The organism is Acutalibacter sp. (genome assembly GCF_056800975.1).
Window position 1 is genome coordinate 1 of the sequence record NZ_JBQISV010000032.1, and the last position, 22,974, is coordinate 22,974.

Below are 22,974 nucleotides of genomic sequence, written 5' to 3' on the forward strand. Positions count from 1 at the left end.
GACCAGATGCGGGAGGGTTTGGCGTGCTTTGAGCGGATTGGCGAACTGCTGGGCAAGGGAAGCTTTTTCTATAAAGGGGCTGTCGGCGGTGTGGATTTCAAGATGAATATTGAGTTTGAAAGGTACATGGCCGACCCCTATACACGGGAGGCAATGGTGGTTGAAGCCATGGAGCAGGCTGTGATGGATGGGGCCTATATCTCTCCTGACGATGTGCGCGCCGGGCTGCAATACCCCCACTGGGTGGAGAACGCACTGGACTTTATTAAAAAGTACGGCATTGAATAGCAAACGCGCCCGGAGAGAAAGCAGCTCCGGGCGTTTTTGCGTAATCATGTAAGTTTTTGTTACCCCCATTGCAAAATCCTCCCAGACTTGGTATGATATGGTTACCGGCTCTGTACCGGAAACCAACATTAAGAGGCGAGAGAGAATGATACTGATTCAGAACGGCAGGATTAAAACCATGGCCGGCCCGGACATTCCCCAGGGGCAGGTGCTGATTGACGGCGGGAAGATTGTGGCTGTGGGCGAGACGGTGAACGCTCCGGCGGACGCTCAGGTCATTGACGCGGCGGGAGGGCTGGTGGCCCCCGGCTTTGTGGACGCCCACTGCCATATCGGCCTGGACGAGGAGGCCATTGGCTTTGAGGGCGCGGACTATAACGAGATGACCGACCCTGTCACCCCCCAGATGCGGGGCATCGACGGCCTGAACCCCATGGACGAGGCCTTTTTTGACGCTTACAGCCATGGGGTGACCACGGCTGTCACTGGCCCGGGCAGCGCCAATGTGGTGGGGGGCACCTTTTTGGCGGTGAAGCTGTGGGGCAAGCGGGTGGACGATATGGTGGTGAAGAACCCTGCCGCCATGAAGATTGCCTGGGGCGAAAACCCCAAGCGCTGCTATGGCGGACAGAAGAAGGCCCCCATGACCCGCATGGGCACGGCCGCTCTGCTGCGGGAGCTGCTGGCCAAGTCGCAGAATTACATGGAGGAGCTGGACGCCTGGAAGCAGGACCCGGAAAACCACAAAAAGCCGGCCTATGACCAGAAGCTGGAGGCAATGCTCCCGGTGATGCGCCATGAGATTCCCCTGAAGTCCCACGCCCACCGGGCCGACGACATTTTTACCTCCCTGCGGGTAGCCAAGGAGTTTGGGCTGGACATTACCCTGGACCACTGCACCGACGGGCATCTCATTGCCCAGGAGCTGGCTGAGGAGGGCAGGCCCTGTCTGGTGGGGCCCACTTTGGGCAACAAGTCCAAGTTTGAGCTGAAGGAAAAGTCCTGGGACACCCCCCGGGCTCTGGTGGAGGCCGGGGCGAAAATCGCCATTATCACCGACGCGCCGGTGATTCCGCTGCGGTATCTGCCTTTGTGCGCGGGGCTTGCCATGCAGGCGGGTCTGCCGGAGGATGAGGCCTGGAAGGCTGTCACCATAAACCCGGCGGAGATTGTGGGCATCAGCAGCCGGGTGGGCAGTCTGGAGTCTGGCAAGGACGCGGACATTGTCATCTACCAGGGGGACCCTCTGCGGGATGTACAGTGTAAAACCCTGGCGACCCTGATTGACGGCAGGCTGGTCTATCAGGCCCAGGGCTGAGCGGGGATGCGAACACAATTCAACGGGGAATGGAGACAGGAAAAATGAAGCGATGGATTTCTATGCTGCTGGTGGCGGCTGTGCTGGCAGTGAGCTTTGCCCTGCCCGCCAGCGGGGCAGAGGAGGCAGCGCCTGTTATGGCGGAAATGGAGGCGGCGGACCAGAGGCCTGAGACGGAGGCCCCGCCCGCCCCAGAGGGGGAGGAAGAAATAGCCGCTCAGCCGGAGAGTGTGGAGGAGGCTGAGCGGTATGCCGGCAAAAAGCTGGCGGCGATTACTTATGACGACGGCCCCGGCCCCTATACGGATCAGCTGCTGGATGGGCTGAAGGCCCGGGGAGTCAAGGCAACCTTTTTTATGCTGGGCTCCAACGCGGCCCGCTACCCGGCTGTGGTGGAGCGGGCCTATCAGGAGGGGCACCAGATTGCCAACCACAGCTATGACCACAGCAACCTGGCCAATCTCTCCGAGTATGGGGTGCAGAGCCAGGTTCAGCGCACCAACGCGGTGCTTGACCGGGCCTGCGGCAAGGGGACCGGCTACATGGTGCGGCTCCCCTATGGCAGCGGCACTGCCGCCACCCTAAGGGCGGTGGGGGCTCCTCTGGCCATGTGGGCGGTGGACCCCCAGGACTGGCTGTATCGGAATGCGGAGACAGTGAAAAACCGCATTGTGGGCAGCACCAGCGACGGGGACATTATTCTGGTGCATGACATTCATGCCACCACCATTCCCGGTTCGCTGGCGGCAATCGATATTCTTCAGGCCCGGGGCTATGAGTTTGTCACCATCAATGAGCTGTTTCGCCGCCGGGGCACGGCTTTGCGCAATGGGGTGCAGGTCACCCGCTGCGCCCCCAAGGGCAGCGATCTGGGGCCGGTGAAGGCGCCGGTGATCTCCGCTGTGCCGGAGGGAGGCCAGTACCGTGTCACCATAACCGCCCAGGACGGGGCCAGTATTTACTATAGTACGGACGGCAAGGCCCTGAATCAGGCCAGCAAACGCTATTCCGGGCCATTTCTGGCGTCGACCCCCTGCACGGTGCGGGCGGTGGCGGCTTTTAACATGAACGGCGGCAAAAGCGACACAGTTTCCAAGGCCCTCACCATGCCGGTGACGGCCACACCCCGTATTGACGTGACAGAGGGTGTGCTGACAGTTACCTGCGATACGCCGGGGGCGGCTGTTACCTGTGTTCTGAATGGGGAGGCGGGCCTGTATACCGGCCCTGTGGCTCTGGAGCCGGGTACGGAGATCAGCGTCTATGCCGGTAAAGAGGGCTGGCTGGACAGCCCTGCGGTTCGGGCCTCCTATTCCAGCCGGGGCAATTTTTTCCGGGACGTATGGAAGGGACAGTGGTATTATGAGCAGCTGGACCGGGCTGTGTCTGCCGGGTATTTGGGCGGAGTTGGCGGCGGGCGCTTTGCCCCTGGCGATTCGGTGAGCCGGGCCCAGCTGATGACCATGCTGTTCCAGTGGTCCGGGGAAAGCGTGGACCAGGAGACGGTGTGGGCCATGCCCTTCTCGGATGTGGCGCAGGGCAAATACTACACCAAGGCTGTTGCCTGGGCGTATGACAGAGGGCTGGCTACCGGTTTTCCAGATGGCACCTTCCGGCCGGAGCGGAGCATTACCAGGCAGGAGATGAGCCTGATTTTTGCCAACCTGATCCGGGCTCGGGGCGTTACCCTGCCGGACAGCGCCGGAGCGGCGGAGAAGTATACCGACCGGGCGAGGATTGCGGGCTGGGCCCTGAGGGCGGTGGAGCAGATGACAGCAACCGGCCTTTTCTCTGGCAACGACCGGGGTGCGTTCCTGCCTGAGGAGCGGTCCAGCCGGGCTCAGGCGGCGGTTGTGCTGATGGCCTTTGCGGACTGGATGGAGAGCCAGGAGCCGGGCGACGGGCCCTCGGACGGTCAGGAGCCGGGCGATGGGTCCTCGGATGGTCAGGAGCCGGGCGACGGGTCCTCGGATGGTCAGGAGCCGGGCGACGGGTCCTCGGATGGTCAGGAGCCGGGCGACGGGTCCTCGGACGGTCAGGAACCGGGCGATGGGTCTTCGGATGGTCAGGAGTCGGATGGCACACCCTCTGGCAGTCAGACACCGGAGGAGTAGCTGGGGTAGCCCAATTCTTACCATAATAGGATATATGCAGGCTTTGTAAAGGCCCGGCAGCGGAGAAGAACGCTGTCGGGTCTTTTTGGTTCAGGCTGTGTGTGGCGGGGTCCTCAAATTTGGGTTTGACAGCCGGGGGAAGTGTACACGGTACTGATTATAAAGTATGGGTTGGGAAAAGGAATTTGCGGTTTTCGTTGTAGTGGCGGGGGTGCTCTTTTTGTCTTTGTCAACGCCTTGACAGAACGCCTCGGGTATTATACAATATACCTGAATTTTTGACACGGAGACAGGCGGAAGACCAGGAGGCCGATATGAAGGATATCATCAACATTGGAATTGTGGCCCATGCGGACGCGGGGAAAACCACCCTCACCGAGCAGCTTCTCTACGCGGCGGGGGAGCTGCGCACCCTGGGCAGCGTAGATGGCCGGGACGCCCAGACTGACTGGCTGGACATTGAGCGTCAGCGGGGCATCTCTGTCAAGGCCTCCTCTACCCGGCTGTTTTGGGGGGACACCCAGATCAATTTGATCGACACCCCCGGTCATGTGGACTTTGCCGGGGAAGTCCAGCGAAGCCTCTCGGTGTTGGACGCCGCGGTGCTGGTGGTGCCGGCCTCTGAGGGGATTCAGGGGCAGACAGAGCTGCTGTGGGAGGCGTTGAGCCGGCTGAATATGCCGGCGCTGCTCTTTGTCAACAAGCTGGACCGGGTGGGGGCGGAGCCTCAGGCGTTGCTTGAGGAGCTGACGGCCCGGTTTTCTTCGGATCTGGTGGTGATGGAACGCTGGGAGGCAGCTCAGACCCGCGCCTGCCAGGTGTTCCCTCTGGACTGGGAGCAGGGCCCTTTCAACGACCGTCTGACTGAGCTGGCGGTGGACAGCGACCCAGAGGCTGAGGCCTGCTTTTTGGAGGACCGCCCGGTCCCCCTGCCTGTGCTGGGGCGGGCGTTGAGAGAGAAAATTGCCGCCCGGCAGGCTTTCCCTGTCTACCTGGGGGCGGCGGCGTTGGGTATTGGCGTTGGGGAGCTGCTGGACGGGATTTGTCTGCTGCCCAAGGCCTCCCGGCAGGAGGACGGTCCTCTTTCTGGTCTGGTGTATAAGGTGGAGCATGAAAAGAGCATGGGGAAGGCTGCTCATGTGCGGCTGTTTTCTGGCAGCATTGCCAACCGGGACCCGGTCCCTCTGCGGGGCAGGAGCCAGGTGGAGAAGGTGACCCAGATCCGCCGGGTGCTGGCAAACCGGCAGGCGGACATGGGCCGTCTGGCTGCCGGGGACATTGGCGCGCTGTACGGCCTCTCTCAGGTGCGGACCGGGGATGTGATTGGGGAGGAGGCCCTCTTTCGGGAGGTCAGTCTGACGGCGCCTCTGCTGAAGGTGCAGGTGTTTCCAAAGGCGCCGGAGCGTTTGACTGAGCTGGTGGAGGCTTTGGGGGAGCTGACGGAGGAGGACCCGCTTCTGGATATGGAATGGGAGCCGGAGGAGCGAGAGCTGTACATCAAGATCACAGGCATGATCCAGTTGGAGGTGATTGCCGCTTTTCTTCAGGACCGGTTTGGGCTGGAAGCGGCGTTTGACAGTCCCTCTGTCATTTATAAAGAGACCCCTGCAAAGGCCGGGGTGGGCATAGAAAACTACACCTGGCCCAAGCCCTGCTGGGCCTGTATCCAGTTTGACATTGAGCCCAGGGAGAGGGGCTTTGGCTTTCAGTTTGAGTCGGCGGTGGGGGACAGGGTGATTCTGTCCCGCTACCAGTCCCACATTGCCCAGACGCTGCCCGGGGCCTTGAAGCAGGGGCTGTACGGCTGGGAGGTCACTGACCTGAAAATCACCCTTACCGGGGGCAGCCACCATCTGATCCACACCCATCCCCTGGACTTTTTCACTGCCACCCCCATGGCTTTGATGAACGGCCTGGAAAACACCGGCTGCACGCTGTTGGAGCCCATGACCACCCTGCGCATGAGCGCCGGCGAGGAGCACGCGGGCCGGCTGATTCGGGATGTGTTGGCGATGCGGGGGAGCTTTGAGCCCCCGGTCATTCACAAGACAGAGCTGACCATGGAGGCAAGAGTGCCGGTGGCGGAGTCTCTCAGCTATCCTGTGGAATTTGGCAGTCTCACCGGGGGGCGGGGGGCGCTCAGCACACGCTTCTCCGGCTATGAGCCCTGCCCGCTGGAATTGGGCAAAACCGCCAAGCGCCGGGGCCTGGACCCCAGAGACCGGGCAAAGTGGATTCTTCATTCCAGGAACGCGCTATAAAAAATCCCCGCGAACACAGTGAATGGGTTCGCGGGGGTTTTTTGTTTCATTTGGACTCAGATTTTCAGTGGCGGCAGTTCTATTTTCTTTTCGGTGGGCTATTCTGTAGGGTTAACATAAATCGTCTTGTAGTTGACATAAACCACCATGCCCGGGCGGGAACCCTGGGGCTTGCTTACATGCCGTACCTGGGTGTAGTCCACCGGCACCTGGCCGGAGCCCTTGGCCTTGCTGTGCTGAGCGGCCAGCACTGCCGCCTCCTCCATCGCGGTGGGGGTAGGGCTTCGCCCATCTGTCACCAGCACGGTGTGGGAGCCAGGTGTGTTTTTGACATGAAACCAGACGTCATTGTTGTTGGCAAGCTTTAAGGTCAGCTTGTCATTCTGCCGGTTATTGCGGCCCACCAGCACGGTAAAGCCGTCGGAAGTTGTAAAGCTGAGAGGTTCACTGACGCCGGCGGGCTTCTCCTTTTTGCTGCGGAGAGAGCGGATGTACCCCTGCTCCTTGAGCTCCGCCCGGATTTCCGCCAGGTCCCGCTCGTTTTCCGCCCGGGCTAAGGCGTCCAGGACAGAATCAAGGTAGACAAGCTCTTTTCCCGCCAGGTCGATTTGCTCGTTGAGCTTCTCCTCCGCAGTTTTTGCTTTGCGGTATTCCTTATAATACTTCTGCGCGTTCTGGTTGGGGGTGAGCGCCGGGTCCAGGGAAATGGTCAGGGGGGCAGGCGGGTCTGCGTAAAAATTCTCTAACTGGACCTGAGAGCTGCCCTTCTCCAAGCTGTAAAGGTTGGCGCTTAACAGGTCGCCGGCCACCCGCAGGCTCTCCCGCTGGGCGCACTGCTCCAGCTCGGCCTTTTGGGCGTTGATTTTTCGGGCCAGCCGCTCGGAGTGGGTGCCCAGCAGCCGCAGCAGGTCCTGCTCCCGCACCCGCATACGCTCCAGGGTGTCCCGTTCCAGATAGAACTGGTCCAGCAGCTGTGAAAAGCTCTCCGCTTGCCGCACCACCGCAGAGGTCCCGTACTGCTGGATGTCTGTAAAGGAAAAGTCTTGCGGCTTTTTTTGCAGGTTTACCACCATGTGGGGTGTGCCGCTGACCTGCTCCACAGTCTCCCGCCAGCGTTGGTAAAAGTAGCTGAGCCGGAATTGCTGCTCCTCATCCAGTGTAAAGGCGGTAAGTTCCCTTCCCCGGCCCACCCGGTGGGCCAGCTCCCGGCAGACCACCGGCGACACCCCCTGCAGCACGGTCAGCAGAGCTTTGGAGAGCTCCATGTCTCTGGGCAGAGCCTTCAGCGCGGCGGAGAGCTCCGAAGGGCCGACGGTGAGCATACACAGCTTGTCCTGGGGAGGCGGCAGCTGATAGGGAAGTCCAGGCAGCACCAATCGCTGAGAGCTCATCTCCGCGTCTACCCGCTTCAGGGCGTCAATGATTTTTCCGTCGGGTCCGGTTAACATAATATTGCTGTAACGTCCCATGATTTCCATGGTCAGGGTCAGGGTGACATGGTCGCCCAGCTCGTCGATGGAGTCAAAGTCAAAATGCAGCAGCCGTTCCAGCTCCGGCTGGCGAATGGCCGTGAGCTTGGCCCCCAGCAGCTTTTTTCGCAGCAGCATGCACAGCATGGGGGGCTGCTTGGGGTTCTCCAGGGCAATCTGGGTCAGGTGGACCCGGGCGCTGTTGGCCCGGGCGGAGAACAGCACCTTGCAGGCGGTTTCGCGGCTGCGAAAGGCGATGACCAGCTCCTCCCGGTTGGGTTGATGGATTTTGTCCACCCGGGCTTCCAGCAGAACGCCCTCCAATTCTTTTTTGATATGGCGCAAAAACGCCCCGTCAAGTGCCATGATATGTTTTCCTTTCCGTATTAGTTCAGGCTGCGCCCCATGACCTTTCTGCGCTCGGTATAGCCGCAGCTTTCGTATACCCGTAGGGCGGCGGTGTTTTCGCTGAGCACGCCCAGCTCGATAAACTCCGAGCCCCAGGCTCTGGCCCAGCGCTCCACCTCCGCCAACAGCGCCTTGCCGACGCCCTGGCCCCGGCAGCTCTCGGTTACCACCAGGTCCATCAGATAGGTATACCGGCGGGGAATAAAGCTGGGGACGTCGGGGGTGTCCCGAAACTGCACAAGAGCAAAGCCGATGACTGTCCCCTCGTTGGTGCGGGCGGTTAAAAAGTCGCTGTTTTCCTCTGTCAGCTGGGAGAGAATCCAGGCGTCGTTCTGTCTGGCAGGACGAAAATTGTCTGGCTGAAGCGCAGCCATGCGGGCGTTCAGCTCCTCATAGAGCAGGCCGATGGCCCCAAGGTCTTCTGCTGTTCCGGGTTGGATGGTCATTGGGTTCCCTCCTGGATTCAGACATGGGCAAAGGGCGGCGTTTCCGCCTTACTGATGAGAAACGCCGTATCCGGCACCCGTTTTTTCAGGTAGGCGGCCAGGAATTCCCGGAAGACCACCTCGGTCTCATAGTGCCCGGCCACCACGCAGGTGAGGCCCAGACGCGCTGCCTCCAAGGCCTCATGATGCTTCATTTCGCCGGTGACAAAGGCGTCGGCCCCCCGGCAGGCGGCAAACCCAGCCTCACCGCCCCCAGAGCCGCTGCAGAAAAACACCTTCTTTACCGCGCCCTCTCCGGGGAACCACTGTACCCCGCCCGCGCCCAGCCGGTCCCGCACCATTTGGGCAAAATCCGCTGGGTCCATGGCGTCGCATTCGCCGGAAAAGAGCACAGTCTCCTCTCCGAACACATCCTCCCGCCGGACATTCCGCAGCCCCAGGCGGCTGGCCAAGGCAATGTTGACCCCGCACACAGGGGACAGGTCCAGGTTGGTGTGGCAGCACAGGGCGGCAATGCCCTGCCTTGCCAGCAGCCAGGCGGGCTCCCGGCCGGAGAGCCGGCGCAGGGGCTCAAAAATCACCGGGTGGTGGCTGATGATCAGGTTGGCGTTCATGCCCGCGGCCTCTTCAATGACGCTCTCGGTAATGTCCAGACAGAGCAGGGCCCGGGTGACAGGGGTGGACGGGTCGCCCACCAGCAGGCCGCTGTTGTCAAAGGACAGCTGGCTGTCAAAGGGGGCTACCGCATGGATGACGTCATAAATATCGCAAATTCTTGCCATGTTTTCCTCCTAATCAACGGCGTATTGTTGGACGATCTGGCGGATCAGCTGCCGCAGCCGGGAGCCGTCTTCTCCCCGGGCTTCGGCTCCCCGAAGCTGGTCTAACAGCCGCCTTACGGTTTTTACAGCGTACCGGTACACAGCCGGCTCTCCAGGCGTCAGCCGGCCCATTTCCAGATAGACCGGGTCGACCGGGGGAAGGGGCCCGGCGTACTGAGCGCAAAGGACGGTGTAGACCTTTCCGTGGTCCTCTACGGCGCGCTCGGTGTGAATGGGAAAGCCCAGCTCCCACAGCCCGGCCCGGAGCTCGCTGGCAGCGGACATGGGCTGTAGGATCAGACGCTTGGCAGGGTCCTTCAGCCAGGGGGCCAGGGTCACAATGCGCAGAATCAGCTCCCCGCCCATTCCGGCAATGACAATGTCGTCTCCGTCCTCAGGCCCAAGGCCGGCCAGTCCGTCGCTGAGCACCAGCCGGAGCCGGTCCTCCGTGTGGTACTGTCGGGCGTGGTGTTCGGCGGAGCGAAGGGGCCCGGGATTGATGTCGCAGCAGACAGCCCGGGGGACGGCGCCGGTGCGCAGCAGCCAGATGGGGAGGTAGGCATGGTCGGTGCCCACGTCGATCAGAGGGGAGCCGGCGCGGACCAGGGCCCCGCAGGCGGCCAGCCGGGGGCTGAGGGTAAACAGGGGTCTTGGCATGAGAGCCTCCATAAATGCCAACTGCCGCCCGGCTGAGAGAGACCCCCATACCGCGCGGCGCTGGCTGGTGTTGAAAGCGGCGGTTATTTGCCGCTGAGATGCTCGTTGATCTTGCTGACCAGCTCGTCAGCGTCCACACCGTGGACCGCGCAGGCCTGCTCCAGGGTCTCGCCCCGGGCAGAGGGGCAGCCCAGGCAGTGCATGCCCATTTCCAGGAAGTAGGGGGCAGTGGTCTGGTCCAGGTCCAGAATCTCGCCGATAATTGTGTCCTTTGTAATCGAAGCCATATGCAAATTCCTCCATTTTATTGTTATCTTTTATGACGCTTTCATTATACTACCCCGCTGGTCAGGATGCAATACTTTGGCGAAAAAATTATTTTTCTGTTGACTCCGGGCCCGCCATGCCAGCCGCTTTCCCTTCCGTCGTCATGAGACGGCAGAAAGCCCCGGGGCCCAGAGGAAAAATTTTTTTAGTCAACAAATTTCACCGGGATTTGCGGGGACAAGCCTCTATAATGGAGGCAAACCCATTGGATTGGAGAGGATGCTGGATGAGCGTGCAGCTTGGATATAAGGAGGGGGTGCTTACCGCGCGGTTGACCGGGGAGATTGACCACCATGCCGCCCGGGAGCTGAGGGAGGCCATTGACGCCTCGGCCCAGAAGCTGAAGCCCTATATGCTGCGGCTGGATTTTTCTGACGTGCCATTTATGGACAGCTCGGGGATCGGGCTGATTTTGGGCCGGGTGCGCCTGTGCGGAGCCTGGCGGGGCCGGGTAGTGCTGTGCGGTCTGTCCCCCAGTCTGAACAAAATGGTGGAGCTGGCGGGGGTGGCCTCGCTGGCGGCTATTGAGAGGAGGGCGGGCTGATGGCTGCGCGGCTGTTGAATCAGGTTCAGATCAGTTTTCCATCCAGCTCGGTGAACGAGGGCTTTGCCCGGGCGGCAGTGGCGGCGTTTTTGGCCCAGGCCGACCCCACGGTGGCGGATTTGTCCGATTTGCGCACCGCGGTATCAGAGGCGGTGACCAACGCGGTAGTGCACGGCTATGGGGACAGAATCGGCGTGGTTTACATAACGGTCAAGCTCTTTGAGGGGGGCAGGGCGGTGGTCCGGGTGCGGGACAAGGGCTGCGGCATTGCGGATGTGGAGCAGGCCATGGAGCCGCTGTTTACCACAGGGGGCGAGGAACGGGCCGGCCTGGGCTTTGCGGTGATGCAGAGCTTCTGCGATGGCGTGCGGGTGTCCTCCCGGCCGGGAAGGGGCACTACGGTGACTCTTTCCAAGAATTTTTCTCAGAAAAAAGCAGATGAGTGAGCAGGAGAAGAAAAGGGACTGCGCCCAGACTGTCACGGAAAACCTGGGGCTGGTACATTTGTGCGCCCGGCGGTTCTCTGGCCGGGGCTTGGAGTATGATGATCTGTACCAGGCGGGCTGCTTGGGGCTGGTGAAGGCCGCCCAGCGGTTTGAGCCGGAACGGGGGCTGCGGTTTTCCACCTATGCGGTGCCGGTGATTTTGGGGGAGATTCGCAGGCTCTTCCGGGACGGCGGCGCCATGCGGGTGTCTCGGGGGCTGCGGGAGCTGGCCGCGCGGGTGCTGAAGCTGTCGCAGGCCATGATAGAAAAGGAGGGGAGAGCCCCCACCATCGACGAGCTGGCTCAGGCGTTGGAGGTGCCGCCGGAACGGGCGGCGTTGGCTCTGGGGGCGCTGCGCCAGCCGGTCTCTCTCACTGCGGGACCGGAGGGAGAGCAGGTGGAGGTGCCCATAGACCCGCCGGAGGAGGGTTTGACAGAGCGGCTGAGCCTGCGTCAGCAGCTGGAGAGGCTGGAGCCAAGGGACAGGCAGTTGCTGGAGCTGCGGTATTTTCAGGGGCTGACCCAGGCCCGCACCGGCGCGGAGCTGGGAATGACCCAGGTGCAGGTGAGCCGGCGGGAGAAGCGTCTTTTGGAGCTGCTGCGCAGCGAGCTTGTATAAGAAGTGGAGGTGAAATGACTGGAAGGCAAGGGGAGTGTCCGTTTCGGAGAGCTTTTCGTGTTCCCCCCGCCCGTAGGGCGGGGGGAACACAGATGAATATCTCTGCGGTTGGGACACTCCCGAAGTCAAGCAGGGTCTTGCCTTTTCCGCCAGGATGGGTTATGATATAGGAAAAACAGCGGAGGAATGGTGAGGCCCATGGGCAAGCTGCAGGAAAACAAGCTGAAAAAGCGGCAGGCGCTGCTGGACGCGGCCTATGAGCTCTTTATGGAGCAGGGGGCCGGGAAGACCAGCATCGACAACATTGTTACCCGGGCCAGGGTGGCAAAGGGGACGTTCTACCTCTATTTTGCGGACAAGGACGCCATCGCCCAGGCGTTGATCTGGCGCATCAGCGAGGGGCTGTTTGACCAGGCCCTGGCCCATGTGAAGACCCTGGGGCAGGTGAGCTTTACCGAAAAGGTTCTGGCGTTGGCCGACTGCCTTTTGGAGGAGCTGAGCCATAATGTGTTCGCGCTGCGGCTGATCCGGCACAATCTCAAGTGGCCCAGGGCGGACGAGCTGCAGGAGGACGGGGAGCTGCATCCTCTTTTTGCCAAGGTGTACGGGGTGGTGCGCTCCTGCCCGGAAATGGCCGGGTGTGACGAATTGGAGCTCTACCGCTGGCTTACCGCCATTGTGAGCATGTGTGTCAGCGTGTGCTATGGCTGCATGGTGGAGCAGCGCCCAGGCAGCTTGGAGGAGATGAAGCCAGTGCTGTTCCGGATTATTACCCACAGCCTCGGTTCAGAGGGGGGGAGCTGCGACGGCTCTGCCGCGGATTCCATCCGGGGGAGCGTCCCGGAATAAAAGAGACAAGGAGGGGGAGCGGAACCATATTGCCATTACAGTCAAGGACTATTCATCAGGACCGCAGGCGGGGAGCGTCTGGGGTCCTTTCTTTTTGGCGGCAGGGGACTGCGCACTGCGCTATTTTTTCTTGCAAGCATACACAAAGCATGGTATAATGTGTTCTGACGAACACAAGGAGAAGCCCTGAAGCGCGAAGCGCTTCTCTTTTGCTGCGCATGACTTGGCGATGCCAAGTCACAGCACCGGACTTCTCCAAACAGATTTGTGATATCATGTGTTCTGACGAACACAAGGAGAAGCCCTGAAGCGCGAAGCGTTTCTTTTTTGCTTTGCAAAGGCGTTGGCCTTCTCCAAACAGAAATCATCAGGATAATAGCAAGGATATTGGGTGCTAACAGGAGGCTTTTCATGCAGCAGGTTATATATGGTCACAGCTTTTCCGGCGGCAGAGTCCGGGTGCCGCCCAGCAAGTCCGCCGCCATTCGGGCGATTCTCTGCGCCGCCCTGGCCGGCGGGCCCCAACCCCAGGGGCTTGCGCCCAGCGGAGATATTAACGCCACTTTGTCAGCGGCGCGGCAGCTGGCCCAGGCCCAGGGGGGGGAGTTTGACTGCGGAGAATCCGGCTCGCTTTTGCGGTTTCTGATTCCCATCTGTGGGGCTTTGGGGGGGCGTTGGCGGTTCACCGGGCAAGGGCGGCTGCCCCAGCGGCCCATCGGCGTTTATGGCGAGCTGCTGCCTGCCCATGGGGTGGGCTTTCTCTCGGAGGGCGGGCTGCCCCTGGAAATTGAGGGCCGGCTGACGCCCGGACGCTATGCCCTGCCGGGAAACATCAGCTCCCAGTTTGTCACGGGGCTGCTGATGGCCCTGCCGCTGCTGCCAGGGGACAGCGAGCTTTTGCTGACCACGCCCCTTGAGTCAGAGGGTTATGTGAATATGACACTGGACATCCTCAAAGACTATGGGGTGACGGTTGAGACTGCTGGGGAGGGCTGGCAGATTCCAGGCAATCAGCGGTATATGCCCCGGGAGTACATTGTGGAAGGGGATTGGTCTCAGGCGGCTTTTTATTTGAATATGGCGGCGTTGTCGCCAACCGGGGCCCGGGTGGAATTGGAGGGGCTTCGGAAGGATTCCCTGCAGGGAGACCGGGCCTGCGTTGAGGTTTTTGGCGGCTTCGGTCTGCCGGTCTGGTGGGAGGACGATCTCTTAGTGGCGCAGAATCCCAACGCAGCCTGTTCCTTTGGCGGACTGCGGGGGCAGACGCTGGATGTGTCTCAGATTACAGACATGGCGCCTGCCGCGTCTGTCTGCGCCGCCCTGAGCGAGGGGGAGACCCGGCTCTGCAACGGGGCGCGGCTCCGGCTGAAGGAGAGCGACCGGCTGGCCGCTATGGTGCAGGCCATTACGGCTTTGGGGGGCAGCGCCCAGGATTTAGGGGACGAAATGCGGATTACCGGGGCGGAGGCCCTGGCGGGAGGGCTGGCGGACGGTCAGAACGACCACCGGGTGCTGATGGCTCTGGCTGGGGCCGGCCTGCGCAGCCGGGAGCCTGTCCGGGTGACGCATCCCTGGAGTATCACCAAAACCTATCCCGATTTTTATGAAGAATTCACCAAGCTAGGAGGAGATGCTCATGTCGTCGAGTTGGGGTGACAAGCTGCGGATTTCCATTTTTGGAGGCAGCCATACCCAGGCCATTGGGGTAAATATTGAGGGCCTGCCTGCAGGAGAAACCATTGTGTGGGAGGACCTGCTGGTACAGATGGCGCGCCGGGCGCCGGGCCAGGACAGGACAGCCACCACCCGCCGGGAGCCGGACGAGCCCCAGGTACTCTGCGGCCTTTTGGACGGAGTGACCACGGGTGCGCCCCTGTGCGCGATGATCGTGAACCAGAACCAACGCCCAAAGGATTACAGTCAACTGAAATACCTGCCCCGGCCCGGTCATGCGGACTACACGGCTCAGGTGAAATACGGCGGGTTTCAGGACGTGCGGGGCGGCGGACATTTCTCCGGCCGGATGACCGCGCCGCTGGTATTCGCAGGAGCGGTGGCGCGGCAGCTTCTGGACCGGCGGGGGGTGGCTGTGGGCTCTCATGTGGTCAAGATTGCGGGCTGCGACCGGGCCGACCCGGCTTTTGACCCGGTGGGTCTGACCAAGGAGACGCTGGACCGGCTGAACCGGGAGTATTTTCCTGTAGTGGAGCCCTCGGTGCGGGAGGCCATGCGGGTGGCCATTGAGCGGGCCAGGCTGGACCAGAACAGCGCAGGGGGGCAGGTAGAGTGCGCGATTCTGGGCCTGCCCGCCGGTTTGGGCGACCCCATGTTTGACGGGGTGGAGAACCGGATTGCATCGTTGGTGTTTGGCGTTCCGGCAGTCAAAGGGCTGGAATTTGGCGCGGGCTTTGCCGTGTCGGAGCGTTTGGGCAGTGAGAATAACGACCCGTTCTATATGGACGGCGGACAGGTGCGCTGCCGCACCAACCATGCGGGAGGCATTCTTGGGGGCATTACCAGCGGTATGCCGGTGATTTTCCGCGCTGCGCTGAAGCCGACCCCCTCCATTTCCAGAGAGCAGGACACGGTGGACCTGCGCACTATGACAGACGCGAAGCTGCGGGTTACCGGGCGGCACGACCCCTGTATTGTCCCCCGGGCGGCGGCGGCGTTGGAAGCGGCCGCGTGTGTGGCTGCGTTGGACCTGCTCCTTTCCAACTAGTTGACATAACGCGGAGATAGGAGACGTAATTTCGATTTTGTTTACCATATTTTTGTGTGGAAGGTTGGTGTCTGGGAATTGGATGAGAAGGAATTTCAGCGGCAGATGGCCTGCCAGCGGGAGGAGATCGACCGCATCGACCAGGAGCTGCTGCCGCTGTTTTTAAAACGGATGGAGTGCTCCCGGCAGGTGGCGGAGATTAAACGCGCGGCAGGAAAGCCTGTGCTGAGCCCCCAGCGGGAGCAGGAGATTTTGGACCGGGTGCGGGCGCAGGCCGGGGACTTGGGAGGCAGTGCGGCGGCGTTGTATCAGAGCATTATGTCTATCAGCCGGGCCCGGCAGCATGGGCTTTTGGAGCAGGACGCCCCTCTGCGGCAGCTGGAACGGGAGGCCAGGCGGCAGCTGCCCGCTCCTTTGGGGCGGGTGGTGTGCCAGGGGGTGCAGGGGGCTTATTCCCACCAAGCGGCCCGGTGCCTGTTTGGTGAGACAGAGCTGAGCTTTGTCCCGGAATTCAGCCAGGTCTTTCATGCGGTGGACCAGGGCGCGATTGGGGTGCTGCCGGTGGAGAATTCCGCTGCCGGTTCGGTAAACGCGGTGTACGACCTGATTCTTCGCTACCGCTTTTATATTGTGGGGGCGGTTGACATAAAAATTGAACATTGTCTGGCGGCTGCCGGGGACGGGCCTGTTACTCGGGTGCTGTCCCACCCACAGGCTCTGTCCCAGTGCTCGGAATTTCTTGCCGCCCGGGGGCTGGCGTCGGAGGAGTTCAGCAATACTGCCGCAGCCGCACAGCTGGTGGCGGAGCAGCGTCCGGCAGGGACAGGGGCAATCTGTTCCGCGGAGGCGGCCCGGCGGTATGGACTTACCATTCTGGAACAGGGGATTCAGAATGTCAAGAACAATACCACCCGGTTTATTGCGGTTTTTCGGGAGGCGATTTTGCCGGAGGACGCCAGTAAGATCAGTCTCTGCTTCTCTCTGGCGCATAAGACCGGTAGTTTACATAATGTGTTGCAGCGGTTTGCCATGGGGGGGCTGAATCTGACAAAGATTGAATCCCGCCCCATTCCAGGCAGCGAGTTTGAGTATGACTTCTACCTGGACTTTACCGGCTGCATCCACACGCCGGAGACTTTGGAGCTGATTTGCGGGCTGAACGCGGAGCTGCCCCGCTTCTCCTTTTTGGGGAACTACAGCGAGTTTTCCGCGGAGCCGGACGCGCTGCGGGAAGACAGGGAATAAGGAGGAACTGATGTGGGATTTCAACTGAAAAAGGTGGAGAATGAACAGCAGATTGCCGCCATGTGTCAGGTTGCCGGCCAGGTCTGGCACCTGACCTATGACCCGCTGCTCCCGCCGGGTCAGGTGGACTATATGGTGGAGAAATTTCAGTCGCCCCATGCGGTGGCGGAGCAGATGGAGCGGGAACGCTACCAGTACCATACTCTGGAAGAGGATGGGAGGGTGATGGGCTTTGTGGGCTTTTCTCCCCGGTATGAGGGCCGGGAGGAGATGTTTTTGAGCAAGGTCTATCTTCTGCCCGAGGCCAGGGGGCGGGGCGGGGTGCGTATGGCCTTTGAGCTGGTGGAGCGGGAAGCCCGGCGTTTGGGCTTGGAGCTGATCCGCTTGACGGTCAACAAGCACAACACCCATGCCGCTGACATATACCGGCACTATGGGTATGTGGTGACAGACAGCGTGACCACAGATATTGGGCATGGCTATGTGATGGACGACTATATTATGGTAAAGAAGCTGCCGCCGCTGACCCCCAGGGAGCGGATGCTGGCAGGGCTTTTGTACGACCCGGGGGACCCGGAGCTCACTGCCATGCGCCGGAGGGCCCGGGGGCTGACCTACCGGTTTAACAATCTGCCGCCGGACGCCTTTGATGAAATGGCCGGAATTTTGCAGGAGCTGTTGGGGGAGATGGGGGAGGACAGTTGGCTGGCCCAGCCTCTGCGGGTGGACTATGGCTGTCATCTGCGGCTGGGCAAGGGCGCTTCAGCCAACTACAATCTCACGATTCTGGACTGCGCGGCTGTCACCATTGGCGACCATGTACTGATTGGGCCGAACTGCACCCTGGCGGCTCCCATGCACCCCTTACTGGCTGAGCAGCGAAGTCAGGTTGACATAACTACCGGCCAGGTGGTTCAGCCGGAGTATGCCCTGCCCATCACCATTGAGGACAACTGCTGGCTGGCCGCGAATGTGACCGTGTGCGGCGGAGTGACCATTGGCGAGGGCAGTGTGATCGGCGCGGGCAGCGTGGTGACCCGGGACGTGCCTCCCCGCAGCCTGGCGGCTGGGGTCCCCTGCCGGGTGATTCGCGGGCTGACAGAAGAGGACCGTATGGCGCAGCCGTAAATAACCAATTTTAATGTTGAACAAAGCCCGTCTGAGGAAAGGCGTTCCTTTCTACAGACGGGCTTTTGCTTTTGGGGGGCGTGGGGCTGTGGACAAACTCGGTACAGAAAAAGGGATGGGCAAAAATGAGGCATCGCAAACAGGGGGCAAGGGCTTCTTTGTGGGGACGGGTATTCTTTGTTTGGGGCTTTGTTGGCAGACATGGTGTGAAGCACCGGCAAAGTGGCGTTAGATGATCAGCTTGAACCGTGCGCCGCCGCCGGGGGTATCCTCTACCCACAGCTTGCCCCGGTGCAGGTGGGCAATCTCCTGGGCCACGCACAGGCCCAGTCCAAAATGCTCCCGGTCCTGGCGGGAGGGGTCTGCCCGGTAAAAACGCTGGAAGATGAGAGGCTTTTCCTGGTCCGGTATGCCGGGGCCGTTGTCCTGGACGGTGAACATCATTTTGCCCCCGCTGAGCTGGGAGAGGATGATGTCCACCTGCCCCCCGGAGGGCGTGTAGCTGAGGGCGTTGTTGATGAGGACAGACACCGCCTGTTCGACCCGTCCGCCGTCGCACGGGGTGGGGGGCAGGCCCTCCTCCGGCAGAGTGACAGTGAGCAGCAGGCCGCTCTCTCGGGCGGGGCGGGAATACTTTTCGTAGAGCTCCAGGGTCAGGGTGTCCAGCTCAACAGGCTCTCTGCGTATGCTCCAGGAATGGCTGTCGGCATTGGCCAGGGCCAGCAGGTCGTCAATCAACCGGCTCATGCGCAGGCCCTCGGTCTGGATGTTTTTCTGGAACCGGGGGCGTTCCTGTGGCCCGGCTCTTTCCAGAGCGGAGAGGTTGGAGAGCATCACCGCCAGAGGAGAGCGCAGCTCGTGGGACGCTGCCGCCACAAACTGAACCTGCTTCTGCCGGGCCTCCTCAACCGGGCGCAGCAGCTTTTTGACAAAGAACCAGGAGAAGATCAGAAAAATAATGCAGCCAACCAGGTCAATGCCCACAAAAAGCCAACGCTGCTCATTGAATTGCTTGTCCTGCTTTGCCAAAGGGAACAGAGCCACGGCCTGCAAGCAGCCGGCCTTTCTCCGGCGAAATACGGCCACAGCCGCAAAGTAGTTCCGCCCTGCCTTGTCCCGAAGGGAGAACTGCCGCCATTCTACGGCGTGGGGGTTGTTTTGGGGAGAAGTGACGTCCAGCTGGTAGTCCCGGGCGGCGGTCTCCATAGCCAGCTGGCAGAGGTCCTTGTCTTCGGCAAACCCTGCCGTGCGGTGCAGAAGGGGCAGGCCATTGTCGAACAGGTAGAATATGTATTGCGCCTGCTCCATTCTGGTGAGCTCCGGACCCTCCACCACAGTCAGGTCCTGTAGATAAAAAATGACCTGGGTCATGTGGTTGAGGAAGGACTGGCGCAGCGTCTCCCGCATGGAGCGCTCTGACAGGAACAGACACAGAGCGGTCATGGCAACCAGAATGCAGCTTGTGACCAGGGTGCAGAACAGGGCCATCTGCCGGTGCAGCTTGCGGAACATCCCCTCACACCCCTTCCAGCCGGTAGCCCACCCCGCGGATTGTGGACAAGGCCACCACGCTTTTCACGAACCGGATGCGGCGGCGCAGGAAGTGGACGTAGTTATCCAGGTTGCCGGCCTCTACCTCGGTGTCGGGCCCCCACACCCGCAGCAGCAGGGTCTCTCGGGGGAGAGTCTGGCCGGGGTTGCGGAGCAGGGCCTCCATCAGCTGGGACTCTCTTTTGGAGAGCCGGCAGTCGCCCCCAGGGCCTTTCAGCAGGTTTTCTGTGGGAGAGAGGGTCAGGTCGCCAAAGCGGAAGAGGGGGATGTTCTCCCAGGCTCGGGGCCGGCGGGTGACGCTGCGGATGCGGGCCATAATCTCGCCAAAGGCGAAGGGCTTGACAATATAGTCGTCGGCCCCGGCGTCCAGCCCCTGTATTTTGTCCGCAAGCTCCCCCAGGGCGGTGAGAAGGATGACGGGCACAGCGCAGCCTCTGCGCCGCAGCTCCTTCAGCACGGCCACGCCGTCTGTGCCGGGGAGCATACGGTCCAGAAGCAGCAGGTCATAGGGGGCTTCCAGGATATAATGCAGGCCGTCTTCGCCGTTGGAGCACAGGTCTACGGCAAAGCCCTCTGCCTCAAGCTGGTATTTCAGAGACTCCCCCAGCAGCTGGTCGTCTTCTACCAAGAGGATGCGCATGGGGCATTCACCCTTTCGTCATTCATTACAGTATATTATAATGGCAGTAGAAGCGCTTGTCAATGGCGGTGGTTGGGGGAGGGGGCGCGGGCCTAGCGGTCCTGGATCAAGACATAGGGGTAGGGGCTGGCGGGGGTGTTTGCCGGGATTTCATGAAAAAAGTTTTTCAAAAAGCGAAAAAATTTAAAATTTTAAGCTTTTTTAGAGACAATTTAGAGATTCGTGTATTATCATGTTCTTAATACAAACACGAAAGGGTGATCAGGATGAACGGACGGAGACAACAGATCCAGGGAGCTTGGGGCAGAATTCTGGCGCTGCTGCTGTGCGCCGCTCTGCTGCTCAGCGCGGCGGGCTGCGGCCAGGAGCCGGCGGAGAGCCGGACCGCAGGGGACCCGGAGCCGGAGGACACCGGCACGGTGGCCACCGGCTGCTATGTGGAGACAAAGCTCACGCTGCCGGAGACCAGCGGATACCTGTGGACCTTGAACCAGGTGGCTGGGGTTCTGTACCTGCAGGGGAGCGAGGGCTTCTGGAAGTCAGAGGACCAGGGCAAGAGCTGGCAGGCCTTTGAGCTGGAGTCGCCTATGATGAAGCAGATGGAGTCGGAGGGCTTTAGTCTGGGCAACGTGATCTATGGCCAGGACGGCACAAGGGTTATTACCATGAGCAAGGGTGTGGAGGACGGCGACAGGTTTTACAGCCATACCCGCTATATTATAGTGGACAAGGACGGCGGCGAACGGGAGCTGGAGGTGCGCCTGCCTGCCTTTGAGCTCTACGCCGGATTTGCCATGACGGAGGACACGCCGCCCCCGGAGGACCCGGACGCCTATGCCACGGACCTGAGCAGGCTGCATATTCTGGCGGACGGCTCGCTGGTGGGGACCACCATGTCCAATATCGTCTATCATCTGGACCAGAACACCGGGGAGATTCTGCACACCATCCAGCCGGACAGAAAAAGCAACGACCAGTGGATTATGGGGCTGGCGTTTACCCCCGCCACGATGCTGGTGACCACCCAGACCAGCGCCAGGCTCTTCGACCTGGAAACCTGGGAGGAGCGTCTTGACACCGACGCTATCAACGAATTTATTCTGGGCGACGCGGAGGTCCAGGAGGACGGCTCTATCCTGTTCCCCGGCGGCGGGGAGAGCCGCCGGTACATTGAGCTTTACAGCGACGGCCAGGAGGAGGCCTACTACTTTGTGGACTCCAACGGGATTTACCGCTACATGCCCGGCGGGGTCTCCATTGAAAAGCTGATGGAAGCCCCTCTTACCAGCCTCTCTCTGCAGAATGTCAGCTGCAGAGAATTTGTCACCACCGAGAACCACAGCTTTTTGGCGCTGCTGGCAACTCGGGTGGGAGACCAGGGTCAGGATACGTACAGCTTTGTCCGCTATGACTATGACGAGGACGCGGAGCTGGAGCCTGCCGAGGAGCTGAAAATCTATTCTCTTTATGAGACCGAGACCCTTGCCCAGGCCATCGCGGTGTTTCAGCAGGAGCACAAGGATATTCTGGTGACCTATCACTCAGGCATTAATGCTGACAATATAGGCGCGGTTACCGCGTCGGACGCCCTGCGCCAGCTGAACACAGAAATTATGGCGGATAAGGGGCCGGACATTATTCTGATGGACGGCATGCCTATTGAGAACTATCAGAACAAGGGCCTGCTGCTGGACATTACCGACGTGGTGGAGGCGGAGGCCGCAGAGAGCGAGCTGCTGCGGAATGTTACGGACGCCTACCAGAAGGACGGGAAGCTTTTTGCGGTGCCGGCTGCCTTTGCCATGCCCATTGTGGTGGGGGACAAGGCCCATCTGGACAAGATTACCGGGCTGGAATCTCTGGCCGATACGGTGGAGGAGCTGCGGGCTGGGAATAAGGACATCAGCTCTATTACCGGCTACCGCCAATATGGCTGGATGCTGGGCTGTACCGCCGGTATAGCGGGCCCTGGCTGGGTAGAAAACGGCGAGGCAAACTGGGAGAATATTGAGCGCTATTATGATATCCTGAAGCGGCTGTACGACGCGGATAACGATACCGAGACCCAGGGCCTGGATTATGAGGACGAGAATGGGGCTTATCACCAACGGAGCTCGATTTGGCAGGAGGAGGACCTGGGACTGTGCATCACTTACGGCGAGTCCATTTTGGAGCTGCGGAGAATCCAGAATCTGGATGGCCTGCCCACGCTGATGGCTGTCATGGACGAGCATCCTGAGATCATCTATAAGCCGCTGGAGGACAACGGTGTGCGCAGCTTTACGCCCCAGGGGATTTTTGGGGTAAGCGCCCGGAGCAAGCACCCTGAGGAGGCAAAGGCCTTTGTGCGGAAGATGCTCTCTAAGGACATACAGAGCTATAATCTCAGCCAGAGCGCGTGGTCGACCCTGGGCATGCCGGTGAATTTCAGCGTGGTACGGGAGAAATATGAGAACAATCTGGGAAAAACCTTTACTCAGGACCGCTACCGCGGCGAGGACCTGACTCCTCACCCTACTGCCATTCGCTATCCCACCGCTGAGGAGTTGGAGGAGCTTCTCCATATGATGAAGTCGCTGAACACCGTGGATTTGAGCCAGGACAATGAAATCAACGCGGCCATATGCGTCAACTGTTCCTTCTATATCTACGGTGAAACGACCAAGGAGGAGGCTTTGGAAACGGCCCGGGAGAAGCTGGACCTGTACCTGGCCGAGTCATGAAGCGGCGGGTAAAGCGAGGGGAATGGGCGGGCGCGCTGTTTTTGCTGCCCAGCCTTGGGGGCGTGCTGGTGTTTGTGCTGGTCCCCTTTGTGGACGTGATCCGCCGGTCCTTTGCCAATGCCATCATCGAGGAGTGGGTGGGGCTGAGGAACTATGGGGATGTGCTGGCAAACCCGGCCTTTCGCCTGGCCTGCTGGAATACCCTGCGGTTTTCGGCGGTGTGCCTGCCGGCGCTGCTGGGGATTTCGCTGGTCATCGGGGTCATCCTTCAAAAAAAGACCAAGCTGGGGGATGGGGTGAAGACGGCGTTTCTGTTCCCTATGGCCATACCGGTGGCCAGCGTGGTGCTGGTGTGGCGG

At 60.8% G+C, this 22,974-nt stretch carries 21 protein-coding genes; 14 read left to right on the forward strand and 7 right to left on the reverse strand.

Translation table 11 applies throughout. The annotated features are described in order from the left end of the window. From ACTO5E_RS05260 to ACTO5E_RS05275, 4 genes are all read left to right on the forward strand, one after another. The coding region (locus ACTO5E_RS05260) for a hypothetical protein (protein ID WP_482302194.1) at positions 1–288 on the forward strand (288 nt) is incomplete at its 5' end. 145 nt (positions 289–433) lie between these two features. Then, positions 434–1,606, forward strand: coding sequence for an amidohydrolase (locus tag ACTO5E_RS05265; protein WP_482302195.1), 1,173 nt, complete (start codon positions 434–436; stop codon positions 1,604–1,606). A 44-nt stretch (positions 1,607–1,650) separates the two neighbouring features. After that, positions 1,651–3,720 carry a polysaccharide deacetylase family protein gene (locus ACTO5E_RS05270; protein ID WP_482302197.1) on the forward strand — a complete coding sequence of 690 codons (2,070 nt, stop codon included), beginning with the start codon at positions 1,651–1,653 and terminating at the stop codon, positions 3,718–3,720. Positions 3,721–4,034: 314 nt separating this feature from the next. Beyond that, on the forward strand, positions 4,035–5,981 hold the full coding sequence (locus tag ACTO5E_RS05275) for a GTP-binding protein (protein WP_482302199.1): 1,947 nt from the start codon (positions 4,035–4,037) through the stop codon (positions 5,979–5,981). Positions 5,982–6,079: 98 nt separating this feature from the next. Here the strand turns inward: ACTO5E_RS05275 and ACTO5E_RS05280 are convergent, their stop codons facing one another. The 5 genes from ACTO5E_RS05280 to ACTO5E_RS05300 all read right to left on the reverse strand — a co-directional run bounded on the left by ACTO5E_RS05280 (position 6,080) and on the right by ACTO5E_RS05300 (position 10,069). Continuing rightward, the gene (locus ACTO5E_RS05280) at positions 6,080–7,816 is read right to left on the reverse strand and encodes an Rqc2 family fibronectin-binding protein (RefSeq protein ID WP_482302201.1); all 1,737 of its coding nucleotides are present in this window, start codon (positions 7,814–7,816) and stop codon (positions 6,080–6,082) included. 20 nt (positions 7,817–7,836) lie between these two features. Next, positions 7,837–8,304: a GNAT family N-acetyltransferase gene (locus ACTO5E_RS05285; RefSeq protein ID WP_482302202.1), complete on the reverse strand. Its 468-nt coding sequence runs from the start codon at positions 8,302–8,304 to the stop codon at positions 7,837–7,839. 17 nt (positions 8,305–8,321) lie between these two features. After that, positions 8,322–9,086 carry a Nif3-like dinuclear metal center hexameric protein gene (locus ACTO5E_RS05290; protein ID WP_482302204.1) on the reverse strand — a complete coding sequence of 255 codons (765 nt, stop codon included), beginning with the start codon at positions 9,084–9,086 and terminating at the stop codon, positions 8,322–8,324. Positions 9,087–9,095: 9 nt separating this feature from the next. Beyond that, complete coding sequence (locus ACTO5E_RS05295; protein ID WP_482302205.1) at positions 9,096–9,782, reverse strand: class I SAM-dependent methyltransferase; 687 nt, start codon at positions 9,780–9,782, stop codon at positions 9,096–9,098. 83 nt (positions 9,783–9,865) lie between these two features. Then, positions 9,866–10,069 carry a DUF1858 domain-containing protein gene (locus ACTO5E_RS05300; protein WP_482302207.1) on the reverse strand — a complete coding sequence of 68 codons (204 nt, stop codon included), beginning with the start codon at positions 10,067–10,069 and terminating at the stop codon, positions 9,866–9,868. A gap of 266 nt (positions 10,070–10,335) precedes the next feature. Here ACTO5E_RS05300 and ACTO5E_RS05305 point away from each other — a divergent pair, with 266 nt between their 5' ends. The 8 genes from ACTO5E_RS05305 (at position 10,336) to ACTO5E_RS05340 (ending at position 17,701) form a co-directional block, all read left to right on the forward strand. Next, on the forward strand, positions 10,336–10,653 hold the full coding sequence (locus ACTO5E_RS05305) for an anti-sigma factor antagonist (RefSeq protein ID WP_482302208.1): 318 nt from the start codon (positions 10,336–10,338) through the stop codon (positions 10,651–10,653). Then, entirely contained in the window at positions 10,653–11,099 is a 447-nt protein-coding gene (spoIIAB, locus tag ACTO5E_RS05310) for an anti-sigma F factor (RefSeq protein WP_482302210.1), read from the forward strand. Before ACTO5E_RS05305 ends, spoIIAB begins: the two co-directional genes overlap by 1 nt. After that, positions 11,092–11,757 (forward strand): sigma-70 family RNA polymerase sigma factor, encoded by a 666-nt coding sequence (locus ACTO5E_RS05315; protein WP_482302212.1) that lies wholly within the window; start codon positions 11,092–11,094, stop codon positions 11,755–11,757. Before spoIIAB ends, ACTO5E_RS05315 begins: the two co-directional genes overlap by 8 nt. A gap of 198 nt (positions 11,758–11,955) precedes the next feature. Then, on the forward strand, positions 11,956–12,606 hold the full coding sequence (locus tag ACTO5E_RS05320; RefSeq protein WP_482302214.1) for a TetR/AcrR family transcriptional regulator: 651 nt from the start codon (positions 11,956–11,958) through the stop codon (positions 12,604–12,606). Positions 12,607–13,017: 411 nt separating this feature from the next. Continuing rightward, a complete protein-coding gene (locus ACTO5E_RS05325; protein ID WP_482302216.1) occupies positions 13,018–14,262 on the forward strand; it encodes a 3-phosphoshikimate 1-carboxyvinyltransferase in 1,245 nt (414 codons plus the stop codon). Continuing rightward, positions 14,243–15,328: a chorismate synthase gene (gene aroC, locus ACTO5E_RS05330; RefSeq protein ID WP_482302218.1), complete on the forward strand. Its 1,086-nt coding sequence runs from the start codon at positions 14,243–14,245 to the stop codon at positions 15,326–15,328. Before ACTO5E_RS05325 ends, aroC begins: the two co-directional genes overlap by 20 nt. A gap of 78 nt (positions 15,329–15,406) precedes the next feature. After that, positions 15,407–16,573, forward strand: a complete 1,167-nt coding sequence (locus ACTO5E_RS05335; protein WP_482302220.1) for a bifunctional chorismate mutase/prephenate dehydratase — start codon at positions 15,407–15,409, stop codon at positions 16,571–16,573. 12 nt (positions 16,574–16,585) lie between these two features. Then, the gene (locus ACTO5E_RS05340) at positions 16,586–17,701 is read left to right on the forward strand and encodes a GNAT family N-acetyltransferase (RefSeq protein ID WP_482302221.1); all 1,116 of its coding nucleotides are present in this window, start codon (positions 16,586–16,588) and stop codon (positions 17,699–17,701) included. Between the two features lie 228 nt (positions 17,702–17,929). Here the strand turns inward: ACTO5E_RS05340 and ACTO5E_RS05345 are convergent, their stop codons facing one another. After that, complete coding sequence (locus tag ACTO5E_RS05345) at positions 17,930–19,213, reverse strand: sensor histidine kinase (RefSeq protein WP_482302223.1); 1,284 nt, start codon at positions 19,211–19,213, stop codon at positions 17,930–17,932. Positions 19,214–19,217: 4 nt separating this feature from the next. Further along, positions 19,218–19,892, reverse strand: a complete 675-nt coding sequence (locus tag ACTO5E_RS05350) for a response regulator transcription factor (RefSeq protein ID WP_482302224.1) — start codon at positions 19,890–19,892, stop codon at positions 19,218–19,220. 266 nt (positions 19,893–20,158) lie between these two features. Here ACTO5E_RS05350 and ACTO5E_RS05355 point away from each other — a divergent pair, with 266 nt between their 5' ends. Both ACTO5E_RS05355 and ACTO5E_RS05360 read left to right on the forward strand, forming a co-directional pair. Further along, the gene (locus tag ACTO5E_RS05355) at positions 20,159–22,615 is read left to right on the forward strand and encodes an ABC transporter substrate-binding protein (protein ID WP_482302226.1); all 2,457 of its coding nucleotides are present in this window, start codon (positions 20,159–20,161) and stop codon (positions 22,613–22,615) included. Then, positions 22,612–22,974 (forward strand): carbohydrate ABC transporter permease (locus ACTO5E_RS05360; RefSeq protein ID WP_482302227.1); only part of this gene is annotated, 363 nt, incomplete at its 3' end. The genes ACTO5E_RS05355 and ACTO5E_RS05360, both read left to right, overlap by 4 nt.

Coding starts and splice junctions, on each gene's coding strand:
- ACTO5E_RS05265 (WP_482302195.1), top strand. CDS start 434: ATGATACTGATTCAGAACGGCAGGATTAAAACCATGGCCGGCCCGGAC.
- ACTO5E_RS05270 (WP_482302197.1), top strand. CDS start 1,651: ATGAAGCGATGGATTTCTATGCTGCTGGTGGCGGCTGTGCTGGCAGTG.
- ACTO5E_RS05275 (WP_482302199.1), top strand. CDS start 4,035: ATGAAGGATATCATCAACATTGGAATTGTGGCCCATGCGGACGCGGGG.
- ACTO5E_RS05280 (WP_482302201.1), bottom strand. CDS start 7,816: ATGGCACTTGACGGGGCGTTTTTGCGCCATATCAAAAAAGAATTGGAG.
- ACTO5E_RS05285 (WP_482302202.1), bottom strand. CDS start 8,304: ATGACCATCCAACCCGGAACAGCAGAAGACCTTGGGGCCATCGGCCTG.
- ACTO5E_RS05290 (WP_482302204.1), bottom strand. CDS start 9,086: ATGGCAAGAATTTGCGATATTTATGACGTCATCCATGCGGTAGCCCCC.
- ACTO5E_RS05295 (WP_482302205.1), bottom strand. CDS start 9,782: ATGCCAAGACCCCTGTTTACCCTCAGCCCCCGGCTGGCCGCCTGCGGG.
- ACTO5E_RS05300 (WP_482302207.1), bottom strand. CDS start 10,069: ATGGCTTCGATTACAAAGGACACAATTATCGGCGAGATTCTGGACCTG.
- ACTO5E_RS05305 (WP_482302208.1), top strand. CDS start 10,336: ATGAGCGTGCAGCTTGGATATAAGGAGGGGGTGCTTACCGCGCGGTTG.
- spoIIAB (WP_482302210.1), top strand. CDS start 10,653: ATGGCTGCGCGGCTGTTGAATCAGGTTCAGATCAGTTTTCCATCCAGC.
- ACTO5E_RS05315 (WP_482302212.1), top strand. CDS start 11,092: ATGAGTGAGCAGGAGAAGAAAAGGGACTGCGCCCAGACTGTCACGGAA.
- ACTO5E_RS05320 (WP_482302214.1), top strand. CDS start 11,956: ATGGGCAAGCTGCAGGAAAACAAGCTGAAAAAGCGGCAGGCGCTGCTG.
- ACTO5E_RS05325 (WP_482302216.1), top strand. CDS start 13,018: ATGCAGCAGGTTATATATGGTCACAGCTTTTCCGGCGGCAGAGTCCGG.
- aroC (WP_482302218.1), top strand. CDS start 14,243: ATGTCGTCGAGTTGGGGTGACAAGCTGCGGATTTCCATTTTTGGAGGC.
- ACTO5E_RS05345 (WP_482302223.1), bottom strand. CDS start 19,213: ATGTTCCGCAAGCTGCACCGGCAGATGGCCCTGTTCTGCACCCTGGTC.
- ACTO5E_RS05350 (WP_482302224.1), bottom strand. CDS start 19,892: ATGCGCATCCTCTTGGTAGAAGACGACCAGCTGCTGGGGGAGTCTCTG.
- ACTO5E_RS05355 (WP_482302226.1), top strand. CDS start 20,159: ATGAACGGACGGAGACAACAGATCCAGGGAGCTTGGGGCAGAATTCTG.